The following is an 18,118-nucleotide window of genomic DNA, read 5'->3' as shown; positions in this document are numbered from 1 at the left end:
CTTTTCACTGGTATACTCTTTTTTATTCTGCCAGTACAATATCTTTATCTGTATTTTCTTCCCCTGGAGATCGATTTGACCAATAACTAGCTAGTATACTGCCGCTAATATACTGCCAAACAGCACCAACTGCAGCGGGCAAAGCCGCCATTGGATCAAGATGAGCCAAGGCAAGGGCGACAGCGAGACCTGAATTTTCCATGCCAATTTCAAATGTAATTGCCCGTGACTTCTTTGAAGACATACCAACTGATTTTGAAGAATAATAACCAAGGGTCAGCCCTAAGACATTTTGCAGTATTACGGCAAGGCATAGCACCAAAGCGACAGTTGCCATTTTTGCAGCATTCAGTGCGACAACAGAAGACAAAATGGTAATAATGAATACAACTGACACAGCAGGAACAATTTTAATAATCTTTTCCACCAGATTAGGAGCTGCCATATGGAGGGTAACACCTGCAGCCACAGGGATTAATACAATCTTGACGATGTCAACAAGGAGTACGGTAACGTCGATAGGAATCATTGAACCAGCCAATAGTAGGAAGATATATGGTGTCAAAACGGGAGCTAATATCGTATTCACACTGGAAACCGTGATAGAAAGGGCTGTATCCCCTTTGGCAATGTAAGTCATGACATTTGAACCTGTGCCGCTGGGAGCGGCTCCTAATAACACCATTCCTGCAGCTAAAGCTGGTGGCAGCCCTAATAATTTCGCTACACCAAAACCTGCCAACGGCATAATCAAATAACGAAAACTCACACCATAAAAAACATCTTTTGGTCTAGTCAGAACCAATCTAAAATCTTTCAAGGACATAGTGAGCCCCATTCCCAGCATAATCACACCTAGAAGATAGGAAATATATGGACCGACAATTTTGAAGGGAGCAGGGTTTACAAAAGCAATAGCTGAGGCAATTAACACCCAGGCCGTCATATACTTGCAAACCAGCGCAGCTAACTTTTCTAAAAACATAACCATGTAGAAAACCTCCTAATACATTATAGTTGGAATCATAACTAAATCATGCAATATTGCTATTGAAAAGTGGTCTACAATAAAAAAACTCTTGCCCTTCGAGTCTTTAATTGACTCAAAGGGGCAAGAGAAATTTCTCGCGATACCACCCTTTTTCATAGACCAATTGGTCTACATCTCATCAGGTCTAACAACCCTAGCAAGATAACGGTTGCACTCTTTTAAAGAGCTGAAACCGGCGCAGCTTACTTTTACATTTCAGCTTTGCTGTTCAGGAGTGATTTTTACATTCCCTTCGTTACCGGTTCACACCAACCACCAGCTCTCTGAAACGATTGTAGGATTGCAACATTCTCCCTCATTACATTTACAATAATATTAAATACAATTGATATTGCATTGCTTTTTGTTAATTATCTATCATTATACTCTTCCTTTTGTATCTGTCAAGTGGAATATTGAAGACGATTTGTCACTTCTATAAGAAAATGGAGTAGATCTTCGTGTTATTGAGGACATTATTTCAGTAGTGCGCTATTCTAATGGCTGATGGAGAAGAGGGAACGAGATCTTTCAGTATAAAAGGAAATCTTAGCTGAGTAGAAGGAGCTGATCGTTATAGGATTTTAAATGTGAAATTTACTGATAGCTTGCCGTAAATTCATTGCTAAATTGGCCAATGCTTGACTGGAGGACGCTATTTCCTGCATGGATGCTGATTGTTCTTGGGTCGCAGCCGATACGGTCTGAGCTTCACTCGATGTTTTTTTACTAAGTGTGTCGATCTGTTTTACAGATTCGACAATCCTTTGGCTGCCAACAGCCATTTGTTCTATCTCAGTAGATATTTCTTTTATTTGATTCGAGACTTTATAAATTAAATCAGCAATTTCCTGAAAGGCTTTTCCTGAAGCGTTCACTACTTCAGCTCCCACTTTTACTTCTCGGGTGCCATCATTCATGGCATTTACGGCTTTGTCGGTATCTCCTTGTATTTCTCCAATTAAACCTGCGATTTGTTTGGCTGCATCTTGTGATTGTTCCGCAAGTTTACGAACTTCTTCAGCAACTACAGCAAAGCCACGTCCTTGTTCTCCTGCACGTGCAGCTTCTATAGCAGCGTTTAGAGCGAGTAAATTAGTCTGTCCTGCAATACTGGAAATTGTATCAACAATTTGTCCAATTTCTTTGGAGCGTTCTCCTAATTTGGCAACTACTTGTGCAGAAGAGATGACCGTCTGCTCGATCGAGGTCATTTGATTTACGGCCTTGTCAACAGATTTATTACCTTCATTAGCCTTTTCAGCTGCTAAAGATGATTGCTCAGCTACTTGGTTTGTATTGGCTGAAACTTGTTGGATACTGGCTGACATATTTATGACAATCTCAGCGGTACCATTGGCTACATGTAACTGCTCATCCATTCCAGTGGCTACATCGGTAATGGCTTCGGCAACTTGGTTAGCAGCTTGAGATGATTGATCAGCACTAGCAGTCAGCTCTTCGGAAGAGGCGGCTACCTGCTCAGCTGAGTCGTTGACATGTTGCATCAGTGTTCGGATGCTGACACGTGTATTGGACAAAGCATCTGCTAATTGCCCAAATTCATCTTTACTGACAAATGCACGGGGCTTATCACTAAAATCCCCCGCAGATAATTCATTGCAAAACAATACCATAGTATGTAAGGGTTTTGTTATGACTTTGGTAATGTACCAGCCCAATAACCCTAATAGTAAAGAAGACATTAAAATGATACTAATCATAATCTGTGTTGCTTTTACAACCGATTCATGATTAGCAGCATTCATTTGCTCTGATACTGTAGTGTAATAATCCATAAGATTTCGTAAACTGCCTGTAAGGTCATTTGTCAAAGGTTCTACTTCGTTAACATATGCTGCGTAAGCCTCAACGCTTTTCTTTTCTTGTGTTAACCTAATAACCCGATCTCTTGCTAAAATTTGTTTTTCCAGAGAACTTTGTACTTTATCTAATAATTCTTTGCCTTGTGGATCTGTAGGAATTTTCTCGATTTCGGCAAGTGCATTCCTAATTAAGTTTGATCGATTATCGATATTACTTCTTAACTTTTGATTCTTCTTCTCATCTGTTGTAACCATCAGTTCTATTGTTGCTGCGATTGATCCTCTGACATTCGTAGCACTTTCATTTACCAGCTTAACTGGAATCAATCGATCTTTATACATTAAATTCATGTTAGCATCTGACTGCCTAAGGTAATGATACCCTGTGTATCCGACAACTGCCATACATAAAAAACCGATAAATACTAGTATTTTTAATTTAAATTGGACTTTCATATTCTCAATAAATTGCATGATTTTTTCTCCTTTTAAATTCTTAAGCTGCTTTAATCAATTGTTGTATCGAATGTCTAAATCATCAATATTTAAATTTTTAAGACCTCCTTATGAATAGACTTTAAATAATAATAAAAACGGTCAGAAGATTCCGACCGTCTACATGCATGACAAACATGGCGGCCTGGCAGTCTTGATCGCATAACGATTGTAGACCCATAGCTTTGCGTCCCTGCTTTTCAACAGGTTTGCCGAGTTATTTAAATATATTTAGTATAGTTGCATTTCATAATGTTATATTCTTTGCATTATGGTTAGATTTGTGTTATATATTTGTGGAAAAATTACCATTTTTTATGTTGCCATTGTATAATAAGGATGGAGATATAATCAAATACTTATTATTTTATATCTATTATAGTTTTTCTCTATATCAAAAACATCTATACGTATTGGCAAAGGCAAAAATCTGGTCAATTTCTTATATAAGGATGAATAGCGGTAGCACAAAAAAATTGTGGGTGAGTTTACAACCGGAAAAGGAAGATGAACAGCTGTGACAGAACGTGAATTATTATATGTTAAAATAATTGTGGAAGAGCGCAGCATTTCCAAGGCTGCAAAAAAACTATTCCTGACTCAGCCTTCCCTTAGCAATTGTATCCAAAAAATTGAAATGCAGCTTGGAACCAAATTATTTAAAAGGACAAATACGGGTTTGATTCCTACGTTTGCCGGTGAACGGTATTATCAAGTTGCTATAGATATCATGAAAATATATAATGACTTTGAAATTGAAGTGAGTGATATCAATAGCTTGAAAAAAGGTAGAATTGTGCTAGGCATTACCCTTTATCTTGCAACCTATATACTGCCGATTGTTTTGCCGAAATTTAAAAAGCAATGTTCCAATATAGAGGTATATATTGTGGAGCGAAATTCTACGGAGCTAAACAAGGCTTTAGCTTCAGGAGAAATCGACTTTGCGATTATGCATACATTTCCGTTTTGTAAGCATTCTCATAGTAAAAATGTGGATATTTATCCTTTGTTCAAAGAACCAATTCTTTTAGTAACTGCTAAGGATCATCCTTTGCGTCAATATGCCGTACATAACAACGATCGAGAATACCCCCAAATAGATCTTACTTTGTTTGCGGACGAGCCATTTATTTTATTAAACAAAGAACAAAAAATTAGGCACGTATCCGATTCTATTCTGCAAAAAGCCAATATTAATCCAATTATCATATTAACTACCAAAAGCTATGAAACTGCAAGACGGCTTTCCTGTGAAGGAGTTGGCATAACATTTGTTCCACTGCAGTATTTGCAAATCTTTCCGAGTGTTTATCATCCTGCCTACTATTATATGGATGAGAAATACGCGCCACATTGGACAATGTGCATAGCCGTTCAGAAAAATGCCTATGTTTCTAAAGCGGCACAACTATTTATTGAAATCGTGAATGAAAGGTTTAGATCAACAGTTGCTGAGTAGTGTCGCATATTTGATAGAATAATGCTTATATAGTAGAAATCGAATAAAGAAAAACTACCTATAATCAAGTTTGTTCCTCAATATCACTCAAGATGAGTACGATTCCCATAATGGTATTCCAATAGAGAGATTCGTTGAGAAAAATTACTCCTGACAATACTCCTATAATTGGAATCGCCAGTACTTTAGCAAAATTTAGTATTTGATAAGAGAAGACATCCATAATATCTATTTATTAGATATTATGGATGTCTTCTCTTTAGGCTAGATTAGGGTTGGCACCATTCCTAGTTTCTTATATGCAAGAGGAAGTTCAGTCGAAAAGAGTAGCATTAGTAGGGACAAATAACCTGTTCATATTAGAAGTTATGATTTACCATCTGCGAGAAATATACTCAATATTTAAAGCATCTATTTTTACAAAAAAAGAATGTATTTTTTGCAATACAAAATTTCTTTGGCAAATATCTTGTTGTATTTTTAAATTCATTATATTGCGTTGTGGAATTTGTAGCTCACTTACTTGAAAATTTTGAACTGACTTCTTCACAATTAACCTCCAAAGAATTACTTTATTCGCTATTTTATAATAGCAAACTTGCATTTAATATTTCTTTGAAATTACAAGCATAATCTGAGATTAACTCGGTGGAATCGTTGTTGTACTTTTTTTAGAATGAATCTTTTTTCTCGTCATTGCCTTGAACCAGTCCACGTGGAATATGAGATGAAACATAAGCAAAATAGTGAGAGCATAACTTGACCATTCATGCAGAGATTTGACGTTTATAGCCTTCAAGAATGACATTAAGGCAGGCGGCTTTATGGATATAGCAACTCCTGTGGCAATGCTCACGGCTCCAAATAATAGCAAAGCGATATCCAAACAATAGTTTTTTTCAGGTTTTGATAGCATACGTTGATCCTCCAGTTATTCTAAATTATTTTTAATTATACTTGATAGATGTGACAAAAATATTACGGTTTTTATGTAGAAGAAACAACTAGCTGAAGTTCTCAAAGAATCGTGCACTGCAGTTAATCCAGTCGGTGAAAATATAAAAAAAATATACAATTATGAATAAAAATTTCAGGTTTAATTGATCGCAGCAAAAAAAAAGGTGATATTTCCAGTCGCGTGGTAACAAAATCAACTGGAAATATCAGCCCAATCATTGACGATTTTACTTTCAGTGAAGAAACCAATGATAATATTACGATGAAGTATACATGATTTGAGCCAGCAAAGGAGAACAAACAGAACCCGTTGATTATCTGGCTTAATGGCATGAGTGAAGGAGGTGATTTTTCCTCTTTCTGGTTGCAGAGAATAAGATTTTCTGGGCATTAGATGGCTAAGAGCTAGTTATTTTGCCTGATATGTATTCCTTTGAAAGCATGGATAAATGCTTCTAGGGGAGTTAGGTTGTATGTCCCGGTTGAAAAAATGGTAGTGTCAACGACAGTGCTGGTGGTGACATCATATATAGCCTGAGTTACTGTTATATAATAAGTATTTTTTTCTTGTTTTACACGATAGCGCTTACCTCAGATATAATGGCCCATCGACAGCCGGAGGAGACAGCGGCTTCCCGCCATGCATTCGGGGATGCCTGTGTATCAGCGATAACAGCGTCTGGAAGTATTCTCCGGTACTCATCCTTTAATGCTTCATACATATACCAAAAATCTTCTGTCAAAACAGGCGGAAGGTTATTTTGGAGTGCGGCAATGTAGACGCGTCCGAGATCTATTTGTTTTGTAGCAGGCGCAGCGGGCAGTTCCATTCCGGCCTCCACGGCCTGGCTGCGCTTAGCATAATAGTTTTTTATTGCAGAATCGACGTAGTGACTAATTTATGGGGATCCCCCACGGTGTCCGGCGAGGTCCATTTAATTTCTCGGCCAAACTGCTGATAGCCACCAACTAAAGTTTGCAGGACGCCAGTTACTGGATCGCCTGCATTGACGATTCGCGTCAGGTGTAGAATCGGTTGGGATTTGGCGGCAAACGCGGCATTGCCTACAGCCGGTGCGCCGAAAGTAATCACTTCAATTTGTTCTGGATTTATTCCCATACTCAGGAGTCTTGCTCCGACCAATGTTGCCGCCGCGCCACCTAAGCTATGACCAGTAAGATACAGTTTAGCGTTTTTATCAGCCATGAGCAGATCAGGTAGTGAGAGACGAGAGTGCTGGGGATTACGCAAGACTGCAGACGGAATAGCTTGTATAAATTGATTAAATCCTTTATGAACCTTAGGTTCTGTGTTGGGTACATCTTTTTTATTGGCATTGACTGTGAATTCTTTAGTATTACTACCTGCAAAATAAATTTTATCAACCTGTAGGTCGGTTTTTATATCCTTATTGTTTTCTGTTCCAACAATGGCAATAAGATACTCAGAAGCATTTCCTGGATGTTCTTTTTTGGCAATAAGAAAGCGGGCACCGGTATGACCTTGTGCTTGGATGTAATGATCAATCTGCCAACCGCCTTGTGTTAAATAGCGCGTAGCCAACTCACCAATCCGGTCGCTATAAGCCGCTGCACTGCTCCCGGCTGCAATATATAGTTTATAAGCCTCTTCATAGTCTTCTCTTGGGCCAGCATGGACAAAAAAAGGATACCATAATTGCGTAAGACTGAAGACCAACACCGCTAGCTTCTTCATCATAAGCCTCCATGGGGCAGAATTTATTCAATATTATCGCCACACGGAGAATTCGTTTATAGTGCCGCATGCATACGATTTTGCTGCATAGCAAAGCAGACTAATGAGATTATTGCAGCGTATTGGTTATGATATTATAAGTTACAGAGTCTGCAGACCACTTCTTATCACCTTGAGTAATCTGTACGTTACCGTTAAACGTCCCTAGTTTGGTACGCCAGTTAAAGTCTGCTGTATCGGCGGATATGGTTAAGTCGGGTTGTTTAAATGTCACGCCTCCGTCAAGTACGGCCTTCTTCTGACTACCATATACGTAAACGCTGCCAGCAGTAAGAGAAATGTTATCTTGTGTAAGGGTTATGCCGTCTGAGCCCCAGACTTCCAGTGAATTGAGGCTGACTTTTGCCTGGCCCGCCGTTATGATGCGATTGGATACTTCAATATATACATTTCCTTTTAACATATAAAGCCCAGTGTTTACATCGTAGTAGGTGGTATCAGCGTTGATGATAGGCTTGGCTGCGGAAGCTATTGTAGTGCTCACCAAAAGACACGAAAGCAAGATGAGGGATAATAAAATTTTATGATTCATATTTGATTGACCTCCCGAACTGCTAAGATGCTGTTAGCAGGTTATTTTCTTGGCTCTTGATCATCCTGAAAAGATGCCATTTGCTTTGTTTTAAGTTTCTCTTATTCAATGGAATGGTTGTATGATTTTACTCTTTTAATGTTGCTTTCATGGGGACAAGTTGGATAAAAGGTTGTTCATAAGAGCGGACTTGCATCCATTGTCCATCACGTATAATCTCGATTTTTCCAAGTTTTTTGCCTTCCCAGGTCCAGGATTGAATGACTTCGTAAACCAGATTGTTGATTTCTTCCCCTGATAGGGAAGAATCAGATTCAACGAGTATGCCATGTATGATTGTATTACACATCTGCGATGCCTCCTTAGTTATAGCTTAATGATGCTTGTCAATGAGATCGTACAGCAAAAGCTGCTTTACCAATGTGTTCGTGGTGTTGATAGTAGCCTGCTCGAAACCAGTTAATCGATTTGAGTCAATTAATTGGCTAAAAAAACATCCACCTATTTATTGACTGAATAGCGTTTTTTATATTCATTGTTATAAATCATTGATAAAGATACGTATTGTGCCTTCCTGCATCCCTAATGCTTTTGCCATGAGTTCTTCTGCAAGCTTAAACTGGCAGGTGAGTAGGTCATCTGGTGATTTCTTATAAATTGCATCAATCAGGCAATCAAGGATGGCCAGAATCAAATTCAATGCTGCTTTTGGATGTGATACATCAAAATAGTGTTGTTGCTTTCCTTCTTCGATAAATTTTAGCAGAAAAGGTGCCACTAATTGTTTACCTTGACGAGATAATTTGTCTACGAGATGCAAAGTACGGTCATCATATAAAAAATCAAATAAGAGCCCTTCTTTGTAGTGAATGGTGCGGAATATGGACTGTATTACGAATTCAATTTTTTGGAGTGGGGCGATGCTGTCCGAATTAATGATCGGCTCAAATGCTGATGTGAACGTGGACATGTGGCGATTGATTAGTGCTTCTAATATTTCCTCTTTCGATTTAAAGTAATAATAGAGTGTTCCTTGAGCAACTCCCATTTTTTTTACAATGTCACTGATTGCTGTTTCATGATAGCCGTTGGCATAAAACAGCGGTTCAGCAGCATCTAATATTTCTGCTATTCGTATCTGGGGATCTTGTGGAGGGCGGGCCATATTCATCACCTCATTAATTGATTTCAGTCAAATTATAAACTTTGCTGGAATTTGATGTCAAGCTTTATTTAAAATACAGAGACTGTATCAAAATGTAAAATGATTGATCTTATCCAAGGCAGAGGGGATTTTGAGAAAATGTGTGGAATACAGAGAGTGTAAATTATCTGTATTTTTTGATAATTTCATTTTGCTTACAGCCACCGTTGACGATAGGGAATAAGGGGGAGGATCTATTGCCAAAGGATGATACATTTTATAGTTTAGAACATAAAATGCATAGAAAAGAGAGAGTCTATCTGCAATTAAAAATGCTCACTCAGGAGATTGAGTTTAGCAAGTATAAAGTGCTAGAAAAAATCGGTTTTGAAACCACTTTTTTATCTGAAAAGCTCAACATTGCCAGGAATAATGTTAGCACGGAATTAAATAACCTTATGGCTGAGGGAAAGGTTATTAAAATCTTAGGTAAGCCTGTACGTTATCTGGACCGTATCTGGTTAGAAGCAAATGCTCAGATCATGATAAAAGATCCAATTATTAAACAAGATACTGATTTTAGAAAGCTAATAATAGAAACATCGCTGATTTGTAATGAAAAAAAGAAATATTTTCTTGTAATAAAAATAAATCACACAATTTAGTAGAGAATCATACAAAAGCAAAAGATGATATCTTTGCGAATATAGTGGGTTCTAAAGATGATTTAAAAAATCAGGTAAAGCAGGCTAGGGCAGCAATTCTATACCCGCCTAAAGGATTACACACGTTATTAATCGGCTCGACTGGAATTGGAAAAACAACTTTTGCGGAAATTATGTATCGTTATGCAATTGAAATAGGACGATTCTCCGCTAATGCTCCTTATGTCATATTTAATTGTGCTGATTATGCCGATAATCTGCAGCTGTTAGTTTCACATCTTTTTGGTAATGTAAAAGGTGCTTTTACAGGTGCAGATATTGAAAAGAAAGGATTAGTGGATCAAGCAGATGGAGGGATTTTATTTTTGGATGAAGTTCATCGTCTGCAGCCGGAAGGACAGGAAATGCTCTTTTCTTTGATGGATCGGGGAAGTTATCGCCGATTAGGGGAATCGGAAAATACTCGTAAGGCTGACATACTGATCATTGCTGCTACGACTGAAGATCCCAAAGAAGTGATTCTCGCTACGCTGCTAAGAAGAATTCCGGTAATTACTATGCTTCCTAGTTTAGCAGAGCGGTCATTGAAAGGACGAATGACCCTTATCTGCCAGTTTTTTAGAGAAGAGTCAGTCAAGATTAAAATACCTGTAACAGTATCAAAAGAAGTTTTAAAAGTATTGTTGATTTACAAATGCCCAGGTAATATAGGACAATTAAAAAATGATATACAGCTTATGTGTGCCAATGCATTTGTAGAATATGTTACTGAGCAGCAAAGTGATGTCCATATAAAATTATCCCAGCTCTCACAGCGCTTAAAAGAAGGATTTTTCACCATTGATAATAAGAGACAGGAAATAGCAAAGGCCTTTAATTTAAACGATTTTGAATCGATCACATTTAACGGTGCAAAGGAAGACCTACATGCAAGTCTGAAAAACGTACTGTTATATGATGAGTATAAAACAGAAGAGGATTTTTATGATGTCATCCTTAAAAGTGCGCAAAATTTTCTAGAAAAGGGTCTTTCTATCAGTGAAATTAGAGAACGCATGAATCAGCAGATTCAAAATCGCTTTCACGATTCTTTTTCTGTAAGCCAAGATCGGAATCTTTTATTAGAAAAAGAAGTTCTGGCAAAAATCGTTACTCCGGAAATTGTCAAAATCATTGAAGAATCCTTAGCAGAATCAAAAGAGGCTATAGGGCTATTATTTGATAGTAACGTAATATACAGTCTAGCCTTACATATGGAGACTCTTGTGGAAAGGCTGCGTTTAGGGCAGATTTCTATCCATCCAAATATTAACAAGATATATGAAGAGCATCAGCAGGAATTTGCTGTTGCCGAAATGATTAAAAATAAGCTGGAAGAGAAGTTGAAAATCCATATCCCTGATGACGAAGTCGCTTTTACCGCTATGCTGCTATACTCCCTGCATATAAAAAAGAGTGAGGAAAATATTGAGGTATTGGTTATCACTCATGGGTATGCTACAGCTACCAATATGGTTCAAGTAGCCCAAACCCTTCTAGGTTATCAATGTATTCATGCAATAGACATGCCCTTGGAAGAAAAGGTAGAAGTAATTTTGGAAAAGGCAATTGAAAAGGTGAAGAAAATCAATAAAGGGCGAGGCGTACTGTTGTTAGTCGATATGGGTTCTCTTACTACTTTTTCTGAAATCATTTCAGAACGAACAGGTATACCCACAAAAGTCGTTAAAATGGTGAGCACTCCGATGGTGATCGAAGCAGCAAGAAAAGCAATGCTACCCAATATCAGTCTTGATATGCTGGTGGAAAGTGTCAATGGAATGAGTCCGTTAATTGGCGGCAGAATAAAAGTAGATAATTCGCCAGTTGAATTTGATTACTCGCCCTTTATCTATCAAGAGCGTGCTATTGCCATGCTAGAAGAAATTCTCACGTTCTTAAATGTAGGGAAAGCATCAAGATTGCTCAATGAAGTATTAGAAAAGGTTGCGGATAGCTACAATAAAGCTATTGATGAAAGTATCAGGATCAAATTCTTATTTCATTGTTCTTGCATGATTGAAAGAATCATAAGGAATGAACCCTTACCCTATACAAATTTCTTACATATTAAGGAGTCCAAGGAATCTCTTTTCAAGACGATTAAAGATGCGTTTATTATCGTGGAAGAGACATTTGGCATTGAAATTCCCAATACTGAATTAGCCTATGTCGTTGAAATGACAGATGCACATTTTAATGTCCTATCGAGCTAAAAGAATACAGTAAAGAAGCTTAAGAGAAAATGTAATGTGAACTCTTGAGCTTCTTTTCATTCCTGAAGAATACTTATTTATCTGTCGTTGCGAGCATTAGCAAATAATCTCCTCCTTGTTAGAAATTACTTCGCTATCACTCACCATGACAAAAGTGTGATGTAGTTCTCTGCATTTTACTGATGTGTCTTAAATTCTGAGACACATCTCATAAAAAATAACTAAGACACATTTTAAGACACATTTTAAATAGGGAAAATATCCAAATTAGAAATTCATTTTTTGGAGCAAATGAACCGTTAGATTCATAGATTATAGACGGTTTGTCATTAGACAGGCAGGTAATGAGACACATAGTTGGCATAGGAGTTGCATTACTATGTAGTACAAAGAAAGGAGGATTTTAATGATTGGAATTTTAGTAGTAACCCATGAAAATTTTGGCGAAGCAGCTTTACAAACTGCTCAATTAATTTTGGGGAAGCAGGAAAACGCATTGGCGCTGGGGTGTTATCGCGGAGATAGCATTGAAGCGTTTTGCGAGAAGGTCAATGCAGCCATCCAAGCATTAGATACAGGAATGGGGGTACTGGTATTTGCTGATTTATTTGGCGCAAGTCCCTATAATAACACCGCTAAGGTGAGCAGCACTATTACCAGTAATTTTCGGTGTATTGCTGGATTTAGTTTGCCAATGATTATTGAGGCTTTTAATATGAGAGAGTCCTACGGGTTAGATGAGTTAACGAATGTATGTATCCAGACCGGTATCATGGGAATCAGAGAACTTTTTAAAGAGATTAAAATATTTGATGAAACGAATAAGTAAGAAGAGGTGAATGTTATGTTACATATTGTTCTGACTCGAATTGATGATCGATTAATACATGGGCAGGTGATTACAGCCTGGACAAAAATCACCAAAGCAGATCGCATTATTGTCGTGGATGATGAGGTAGCTGAAGATTCTTTTATGGTAAAAGTGTTAAAGATGGCGGCACCATCTTCTATTAAAGTGGATATTTTTAATACTGAGGATGCCGCTGTAACACTGGCAGGAGAAGATATTGGTGAAAGAGTTATTATTTTAGTTAAGACGCCCAAAACGGTACTTGGTCTTATAAAGGCTGGGGTTAACATTGCGGACTTAAATCTAGGCGGTATGGGAGCAACACAGGGCAGAAAGCAGCTCTACAGAAACATTTCAATATCGGCAGAAGAAAAAGCGATTTTTAAAGAACTATTGACTCTTGGTGTGGATGTTTTTGTACAAATTGTTCCTGATGCAAATAAAATGCCAATGGCAGCGATGATTTAAACTTCTAAGCATGTGATGTTTGCAAAATAAAGGAGGAAAAAGTATGCACATCTCTTTTTTACAGGCTGCGTTAATCGGTATCTTTTATTATCTTTCATGGAGTCCCTGGTTTACCTATGTTGGTTTCTTTACCTTTAATCGACCGTTGGTAGCTGGATTTATTACTGGTATCATTTTAGGTCAGCCCTTAGAAGGGGCATTAATTGGTGCGGGCATCAATGTTATATACTTAGGCTTTATTTCAGCCGGTGGGGCCCAAATGGGTGACCCTTCCTTTGCAGGATATGTTGGAACGGCTCTTGCGTTAGTCTCAAATCTGGATGTGGCCACTGCCATGGCGATTTCAGTGCCATTAGGAACCATTGCAACAGTGCTTTGGATTGCTAAAATGACGGTAAATTCCTTTTTTGTTCATTGGGCGGATAGGGAGGTTGAAAAAGGCAATGTAAGGAGGTTAGCATTTATCAATGTCTTTCCCCCTCAGATTTTGCTATTCTTAGTTAGTTTTATTCCTGCCACCTTAGTGGTATTCTATGGACCGGATGCTGTATCAGGAATGCTGAGAGTGATGAGCCCTAGCGTATTGCATGTGTTTACGGTAATCGGTGCCATGCTGCCTGCTCTGGGCATCGCAATGAATTTGAAATTAATTGGCAATTCCTTTACTATGCCGTTTTTTGTCTTAGGTGTTATTTTATCTGTATATTTCAAGCAGGACATCTTGATTATTGCCATTATGGGTATTGTATTAGCCCTGACAGTAACTTCCCTGCGCTATTCCGGTAAAAAAGATGTCAATGTATAAAGATGAAGGAGGTAAGTTAGCGTGCAAACTACAAAGACATTAACAAAGAATGATGTGCTCAAATCATGGTTTCGATGGTACATGTTCGCCCAATCCAATTATAACTATGAAAGAATGCAAGCTACTGCATTTGCCCATTCCATGCTGCCCGTTATCGAAAAATTATATCCTGATAAAGAAGATGCCAAGGCAGCAGTACAGCGGCATTTATCCTTCTTCAATACAGAGCCTGTATGCGGCGCTGTGATTCATGGAATTACGATTGCCATGGAAGAAGAAAAGGCCAATGGCAAGCCTATTACTGATGGAGCTTTCAATGGAATTAAGACTGGTTTAATGGGACCTTTAGCGGGTATTGGGGATACATTAACCCAAGGGATTATTACTCCCATTATGCTTGCGATCTGCATTGGCATTACCAATAATCAAAATCTTGCAGGTCCCATAATCTTCTTAATTGCGCAATTTGCTATTATGACTTCCATTCAGCTTACTATGTGGATGAATGGCTATACTTATGGCAAGAAGGCAGTGGAGCAAATTTTAGAAGGCGGCATGATTAATAAGGTAATTGAAGGTGCATCGATTTTAGGAACTCTTGTCATGGGAGGGCTGGTAGGCCGGTTTATTCCTCTGCAAACTTTAATTAGTTTCGATGTAGGGCAAGTAAAATTTAACTTACAGACCGATCTGCTTGATAAACTCATGCCAGGATTGATCCCGCTGGCATTAACCTTAATTGTTCTTTCGATGGTCAAGAAGGGTGTTTCTCCTATTAAGTTAATGGGTATCTTAATCACCTTAGGCGCTGTTACAGGAATTTTAGGCATATTTTAAGAGGCTATAGTAATGTATCAACCACAAAGTTACAAATATAAATAGAATTCTTTGTGTACCTTGTGTCTTTGTGGTTCGATTCGTTTATAGGTTTTAAAAGGAAATTTGATGATAAGGAGCAGCAAGATGAATATAACACTCGATACGATTGAGCATTTAGAAATAGAAGATTTCTTAGGTAATGAAATACATTGCGAATGCAAAGAGACCCATCGCGTTGCGATTGATCGTATTCTAATCGAAAAGGATGGGATTGATAAACTGCCTGAATGTCTAAGCGAATTTCAATATAAAAGAGCATTAGTCATTGCCGATGTTCACACGAATGAAGTCGCTGGCAAGCAGGTAGAAGCAGCTTTAAGTAAAGCAAACTTTGCATACAAAAAATTTGTATTTCAAGGAGAAGAAGAACTGGTTCCTGACGAAGCAGCCGTAGGTACATTACTGATTCAAGTGGAAAAGGATACAGAGGTAATTGTTGCCATAGGTACAGGTACACTTAACGATTTAGCTAAATTTGTCAGTCACAAAACCAGCATCCCAACTATTATTGTAGCAACAGCCCCCTCCATGGATGGCTTTGCTTCCACCGGAGCCGCCTTAATTGTTGATAATCTTAAAACCTCTTTTGAATGTGTCTGCCCCAAAGCCATCATTGGAGATATTACAATATTAAAACAAGCACCTATGGATATGATTATCGCTGGTTTTGGAGATATTGTTGGAAAATATTCAGCTCTAACGGATTGGAAGTTAGGTAAGGTGATTAATGGTGAATACTACTGCGATGTTGTTGAAAAAATGGTTACACAATCCATGATGAAATGTATCAATAACATAGAAGGAATGAACTGCAGAGACGAAGGTGCCATTAAAAACTTAATGGAAGCCTTGGTAGTGACGGGGATTGCCATGAGCTTTGTCGGTAATTCCAGACCTGCTTCGGGTTCAGAGCATCACTTAGCCCATTATTGGGAGATGATGTTTTTATTTGAACAGAAGAAGGCCGTGCTCCATGGTACAAAAGTAGGGATCGCTGCTGTAATTACGGCAAGATTGAGCGAACTAGTAGCCCGATCAACAATTAATTTTGACGACGCTATTAACAAAGCCAATTCATTTGATCAAGAGCAATGGAAAAAAAGTGTTGAAAGGCTGTATCAAAAGGCTGCTCAGGAAATTATTCAAATCAATGAAAAAGAACAACGGAACTCTATAGACAAGAGAATTGCAAGGGTTCATATCATTCAAGAAAATATGAGTGAAATTATCGATATCGTTAAGAGTATACCTTCGGCAAGAGAAATTACAGCGATTCTTAAACATGCTGGAGGAGCGAGTCGTCCCAGGGAGGTTGGCATTGATGAGCAACATGTCATCAATGGTATCCTGATGGCGAAAGAAATTCGGACAAGATATACCATCCTTAATTTATTATCTGATCTTGGAATATTAGAAAAATTTGCCCATGAGGTTCATAATTACTTAATAAAGGAAGAAGTATAAATGAATGGAATGGTAGCGAAAGACAAAGTACAAGATATTTTACATAAGGTAAAATGCTTTATTTTAGATTTGGATGGAACGGTATATTTAGGTGGTAATTTAGTAGATGGTGCCATTGAATTCTTAGAGGCACTAGAAAAAAACAAGATTGCATTTAAATTTTTTACCAATAATTCATCCCAAAATGCAAAGTTCTATATCAATAAAATTCATCATATGGGCTATGATGTAAAAGAGAATGCGATGCTGCTTTCCAATCATGTCATTATTCGTCATCTGCAAGAGGCAAAGCCAGAGAAAAAAGTGTTTCTCTTGGGAAATGAATATTTAACAAGTGACTTTCAAAATTCTAATATACATTTAGTAGAAGAAGATCCGGATATAGTAGTTGTAGGTTTTGATACAACGTTAGCTTATGAGAAGGTATCCAAAGCTTGTAAGTTTATTCGTGCAGGGGCGATTTTTTTAGGGGTTCATCCTGATTTTAATTGTCCAACGGAGATGGCTTTATTCCCGATTGCGGATCTATATGCGCCATGATTACGGCTTCTACTGGGATTTTGCCAGAATACTTTGGTAAGCCGACAACTCATACCTTACAGTATATTTTGAAAAATACAGGCTTCAAAGCAGACGAAATTGCTGTGATTGGTGACCGATTATACACGGATATTGCACTTGGCAAAGGAAATGACTTGGTGACGATTTTGGTTTTATCAGGTGAAACTAAGTTAGGAGATTTGGAGAAGTCTGAGATACATCCAACTCTAATATTTGATTCACTAAAAGAATTAAAAGCCTATTTTGTGTAATAAGAAAAACACCCTGAAGGGTGCTTTTTCTTATTATTTTAATGTTTTTTATTCCCCTTCCGCAACCTCAGCGTCATCAATACAACCATTGCTTGGGCCAATAGCTGAAATTTCATCTAGATTGATTCTAACAATATCACCTTCTCTAAATAAATCAGGGTCGATAGTCTGTATTGTGGCATTATCTCTTATTAATGCAGGTTCGCAAGATAGTGACAGTACAATAAATTCAGGGTTACTTTCCAATTGGGCATTCACTTCTACTGTTGGCCATTCCTGCTTGCAGTAACGATCTTCAAATCTCTTTATTTGTCCCTGAAATATAATACGGTTATCTGTTACTATAGTTACGGAGCCGACACAGTTAACGAAGTCTTCTTTTCGAAATTTCATACATTTATCTCCTCGTATAATAAGTTTTGTAAGCAACAATCCGCCGTTGTTTACAAAACTTATTTTATTTTTTCAACACGTAAAGGAACCCCTTGATGCTAAAATATTTGTAAGAGAATTTAGCAAAGGTAACGTCTTATCCTCCTTGCGAAACCTTTTGGTTATTGCTTATAAAGCTTGACGCCTGCCTTATTCATCAAATACCGCTAACACAGATGTTGCGTCTCTGGGCGAAAGGTATCCAGCAAAATGACTTTCACAGATGAATGCTTATTATGCGAGGCTGCGGTCAGTGAATAAGATC

General features: G+C 37.9%; 18 protein-coding genes, 1 pseudogene, 1 riboswitch and 1 other annotated feature. Of the genes and pseudogenes, 9 read left to right on the top strand and 10 right to left on the bottom strand.

The genetic code is table 11. From position 1 onward, the window contains the following. Window positions 1-22: 22 nt before the first annotated feature. Together BMZ99_RS06785 and BMZ99_RS06780 are read right to left on the bottom strand one after the other, a co-directional pair. Window positions 23-991, bottom strand: a complete 969-nt coding sequence (locus tag BMZ99_RS06785; RefSeq protein WP_090934330.1) for a bile acid:sodium symporter family protein — start codon at window positions 989-991, stop codon at window positions 23-25. A gap of 113 nt (window positions 992-1,104) precedes the next feature. Further along, window positions 1,105-1,359, bottom strand: a binding site (T-box leader). Between the two features lie 255 nt (window positions 1,360-1,614). Next, complete coding sequence (locus tag BMZ99_RS06780) at window positions 1,615-3,330, bottom strand: methyl-accepting chemotaxis protein (RefSeq protein WP_090934327.1); 1,716 nt, start codon at window positions 3,328-3,330, stop codon at window positions 1,615-1,617. Between the two features lie 157 nt (window positions 3,331-3,487). Next, a riboswitch (cyclic di-GMP riboswitch) is annotated at window positions 3,488-3,575 on the bottom strand. A gap of 293 nt (window positions 3,576-3,868) precedes the next feature. Here BMZ99_RS06780 and BMZ99_RS06775 point away from each other — a divergent pair. Further along, complete coding sequence (locus BMZ99_RS06775; protein WP_090934323.1) at window positions 3,869-4,813, top strand: LysR family transcriptional regulator; 945 nt, start codon at window positions 3,869-3,871, stop codon at window positions 4,811-4,813. A 373-nt stretch (window positions 4,814-5,186) separates the two neighbouring features. On the opposite strand, the gene BMZ99_RS26235 is transcribed toward BMZ99_RS06775, so the two are convergent. The 7 genes from BMZ99_RS26235 to BMZ99_RS06750 form a co-directional block, all read right to left on the bottom strand. Continuing rightward, window positions 5,187-5,363, bottom strand: a complete 177-nt coding sequence (locus BMZ99_RS26235; protein WP_175490489.1) for a hypothetical protein — start codon at window positions 5,361-5,363, stop codon at window positions 5,187-5,189. Window positions 5,364-5,453: 90 nt separating this feature from the next. Next, window positions 5,454-5,729 (bottom strand): DUF4405 domain-containing protein, encoded by a 276-nt coding sequence (locus tag BMZ99_RS06770; protein WP_090934320.1) that lies wholly within the window; start codon window positions 5,727-5,729, stop codon window positions 5,454-5,456. 613 nt (window positions 5,730-6,342) lie between these two features. Further along, a complete protein-coding gene (locus BMZ99_RS26965; protein ID WP_245754864.1) occupies window positions 6,343-6,600 on the bottom strand; it encodes a hypothetical protein in 258 nt (85 codons plus the stop codon). A gap of 41 nt (window positions 6,601-6,641) precedes the next feature. Beyond that, window positions 6,642-7,490, bottom strand: a complete 849-nt coding sequence (locus BMZ99_RS26960) for a lipase family protein (protein WP_245754863.1) — start codon at window positions 7,488-7,490, stop codon at window positions 6,642-6,644. A gap of 106 nt (window positions 7,491-7,596) precedes the next feature. After that, a complete protein-coding gene (locus BMZ99_RS06760) occupies window positions 7,597-8,031 on the bottom strand; it encodes an LptA/OstA family protein (protein ID WP_245754862.1) in 435 nt (144 codons plus the stop codon). Window positions 8,032-8,206: 175 nt separating this feature from the next. After that, on the bottom strand, window positions 8,207-8,428 hold the full coding sequence (locus BMZ99_RS06755; RefSeq protein ID WP_090934314.1) for a hypothetical protein: 222 nt from the start codon (window positions 8,426-8,428) through the stop codon (window positions 8,207-8,209). Window positions 8,429-8,617: 189 nt separating this feature from the next. After that, a complete protein-coding gene (locus tag BMZ99_RS06750; RefSeq protein ID WP_090934311.1) occupies window positions 8,618-9,244 on the bottom strand; it encodes a TetR/AcrR family transcriptional regulator in 627 nt (208 codons plus the stop codon). Between the two features lie 236 nt (window positions 9,245-9,480). Here BMZ99_RS06750 and BMZ99_RS26955 point away from each other — a divergent pair, with 236 nt between their 5' ends. The 8 genes and pseudogenes from BMZ99_RS26955 (at window position 9,481) to BMZ99_RS06715 (ending at window position 17,421) form a co-directional block, all read left to right on the top strand. Then, complete coding sequence (locus BMZ99_RS26955; RefSeq protein WP_245754861.1) at window positions 9,481-9,888, top strand: hypothetical protein; 408 nt, start codon at window positions 9,481-9,483, stop codon at window positions 9,886-9,888. Between the two features lie 44 nt (window positions 9,889-9,932). Then, window positions 9,933-12,143, top strand: coding sequence for a sigma-54-dependent transcriptional regulator (locus tag BMZ99_RS06745; protein WP_245754860.1), 2,211 nt, complete (start codon window positions 9,933-9,935; stop codon window positions 12,141-12,143). A 406-nt stretch (window positions 12,144-12,549) separates the two neighbouring features. Next, window positions 12,550-12,972 carry a PTS sugar transporter subunit IIA gene (locus BMZ99_RS06740; RefSeq protein ID WP_090934308.1) on the top strand — a complete coding sequence of 141 codons (423 nt, stop codon included), beginning with the start codon at window positions 12,550-12,552 and terminating at the stop codon, window positions 12,970-12,972. 15 nt (window positions 12,973-12,987) lie between these two features. Continuing rightward, on the top strand, window positions 12,988-13,461 hold the full coding sequence (locus BMZ99_RS06735; protein ID WP_090934306.1) for a PTS system mannose/fructose/N-acetylgalactosamine-transporter subunit IIB: 474 nt from the start codon (window positions 12,988-12,990) through the stop codon (window positions 13,459-13,461). A 43-nt stretch (window positions 13,462-13,504) separates the two neighbouring features. Beyond that, window positions 13,505-14,266, top strand: a complete 762-nt coding sequence (locus tag BMZ99_RS06730; protein ID WP_090934303.1) for a PTS mannose/fructose/sorbose/N-acetylgalactosamine transporter subunit IIC — start codon at window positions 13,505-13,507, stop codon at window positions 14,264-14,266. A gap of 21 nt (window positions 14,267-14,287) precedes the next feature. Then, entirely contained in the window at window positions 14,288-15,103 is an 816-nt protein-coding gene (locus BMZ99_RS06725) for a PTS system mannose/fructose/sorbose family transporter subunit IID (RefSeq protein ID WP_090934301.1), read from the top strand. Window positions 15,104-15,229: 126 nt separating this feature from the next. After that, complete coding sequence (locus tag BMZ99_RS06720; RefSeq protein WP_090934299.1) at window positions 15,230-16,609, top strand: sn-glycerol-1-phosphate dehydrogenase; 1,380 nt, start codon at window positions 15,230-15,232, stop codon at window positions 16,607-16,609. Further along, window positions 16,610-17,421: pseudogene (locus BMZ99_RS06715) on the top strand (HAD-IIA family hydrolase). It begins immediately after the preceding gene. Between the two features lie 48 nt (window positions 17,422-17,469). Here the strand turns inward: BMZ99_RS06715 and BMZ99_RS06710 are convergent. After that, the gene (locus tag BMZ99_RS06710) at window positions 17,470-17,814 is read right to left on the bottom strand and encodes a hypothetical protein (protein WP_090934296.1); all 345 of its coding nucleotides are present in this window, start codon (window positions 17,812-17,814) and stop codon (window positions 17,470-17,472) included. Window positions 17,815-18,118 lie beyond the last annotated feature (304 nt).

Source organism: Pelosinus propionicus DSM 13327, from assembly GCF_900114615.1.
GTDB classification, from domain to species: Bacteria; Bacillota; Negativicutes; order DSM-13327; family DSM-13327; genus Pelosinus; species Pelosinus propionicus.
The sequence above is the reverse complement of the archived record's forward strand: the minus strand, read 5'-3'. Positions and strand labels throughout refer to the sequence as shown.

Bases quoted from the DNA above. Each gene is read 5' to 3' on its own strand.
- BMZ99_RS06730 (WP_090934303.1), top strand. From the start codon at position 13,505: ATGCACATCTCTTTTTTACAGGCTGCGTTAATCGGTATCTTTTATTAT.
- BMZ99_RS06735 (WP_090934306.1), top strand. From the start codon at position 12,988: ATGTTACATATTGTTCTGACTCGAATTGATGATCGATTAATACATGGG.
- BMZ99_RS06720 (WP_090934299.1), top strand. From the start codon at position 15,230: ATGAATATAACACTCGATACGATTGAGCATTTAGAAATAGAAGATTTC.
- BMZ99_RS06780 (WP_090934327.1), bottom strand. From the start codon at position 3,330: ATGCAATTTATTGAGAATATGAAAGTCCAATTTAAATTAAAAATACTA.
- BMZ99_RS06740 (WP_090934308.1), top strand. From the start codon at position 12,550: ATGATTGGAATTTTAGTAGTAACCCATGAAAATTTTGGCGAAGCAGCT.
- BMZ99_RS06750 (WP_090934311.1), bottom strand. From the start codon at position 9,244: ATGGCCCGCCCTCCACAAGATCCCCAGATACGAATAGCAGAAATATTA.
- BMZ99_RS06710 (WP_090934296.1), bottom strand. From the start codon at position 17,814: ATGAAATTTCGAAAAGAAGACTTCGTTAACTGTGTCGGCTCCGTAACT.
- BMZ99_RS06755 (WP_090934314.1), bottom strand. From the start codon at position 8,428: ATGTGTAATACAATCATACATGGCATACTCGTTGAATCTGATTCTTCC.
- BMZ99_RS06785 (WP_090934330.1), bottom strand. From the start codon at position 991: ATGGTTATGTTTTTAGAAAAGTTAGCTGCGCTGGTTTGCAAGTATATG.
- BMZ99_RS26960 (WP_245754863.1), bottom strand. From the start codon at position 7,490: ATGATGAAGAAGCTAGCGGTGTTGGTCTTCAGTCTTACGCAATTATGG.
- BMZ99_RS06770 (WP_090934320.1), bottom strand. From the start codon at position 5,729: ATGCTATCAAAACCTGAAAAAAACTATTGTTTGGATATCGCTTTGCTA.
- BMZ99_RS26965 (WP_245754864.1), bottom strand. From the start codon at position 6,600: ATGGAACTGCCCGCTGCGCCTGCTACAAAACAAATAGATCTCGGACGC.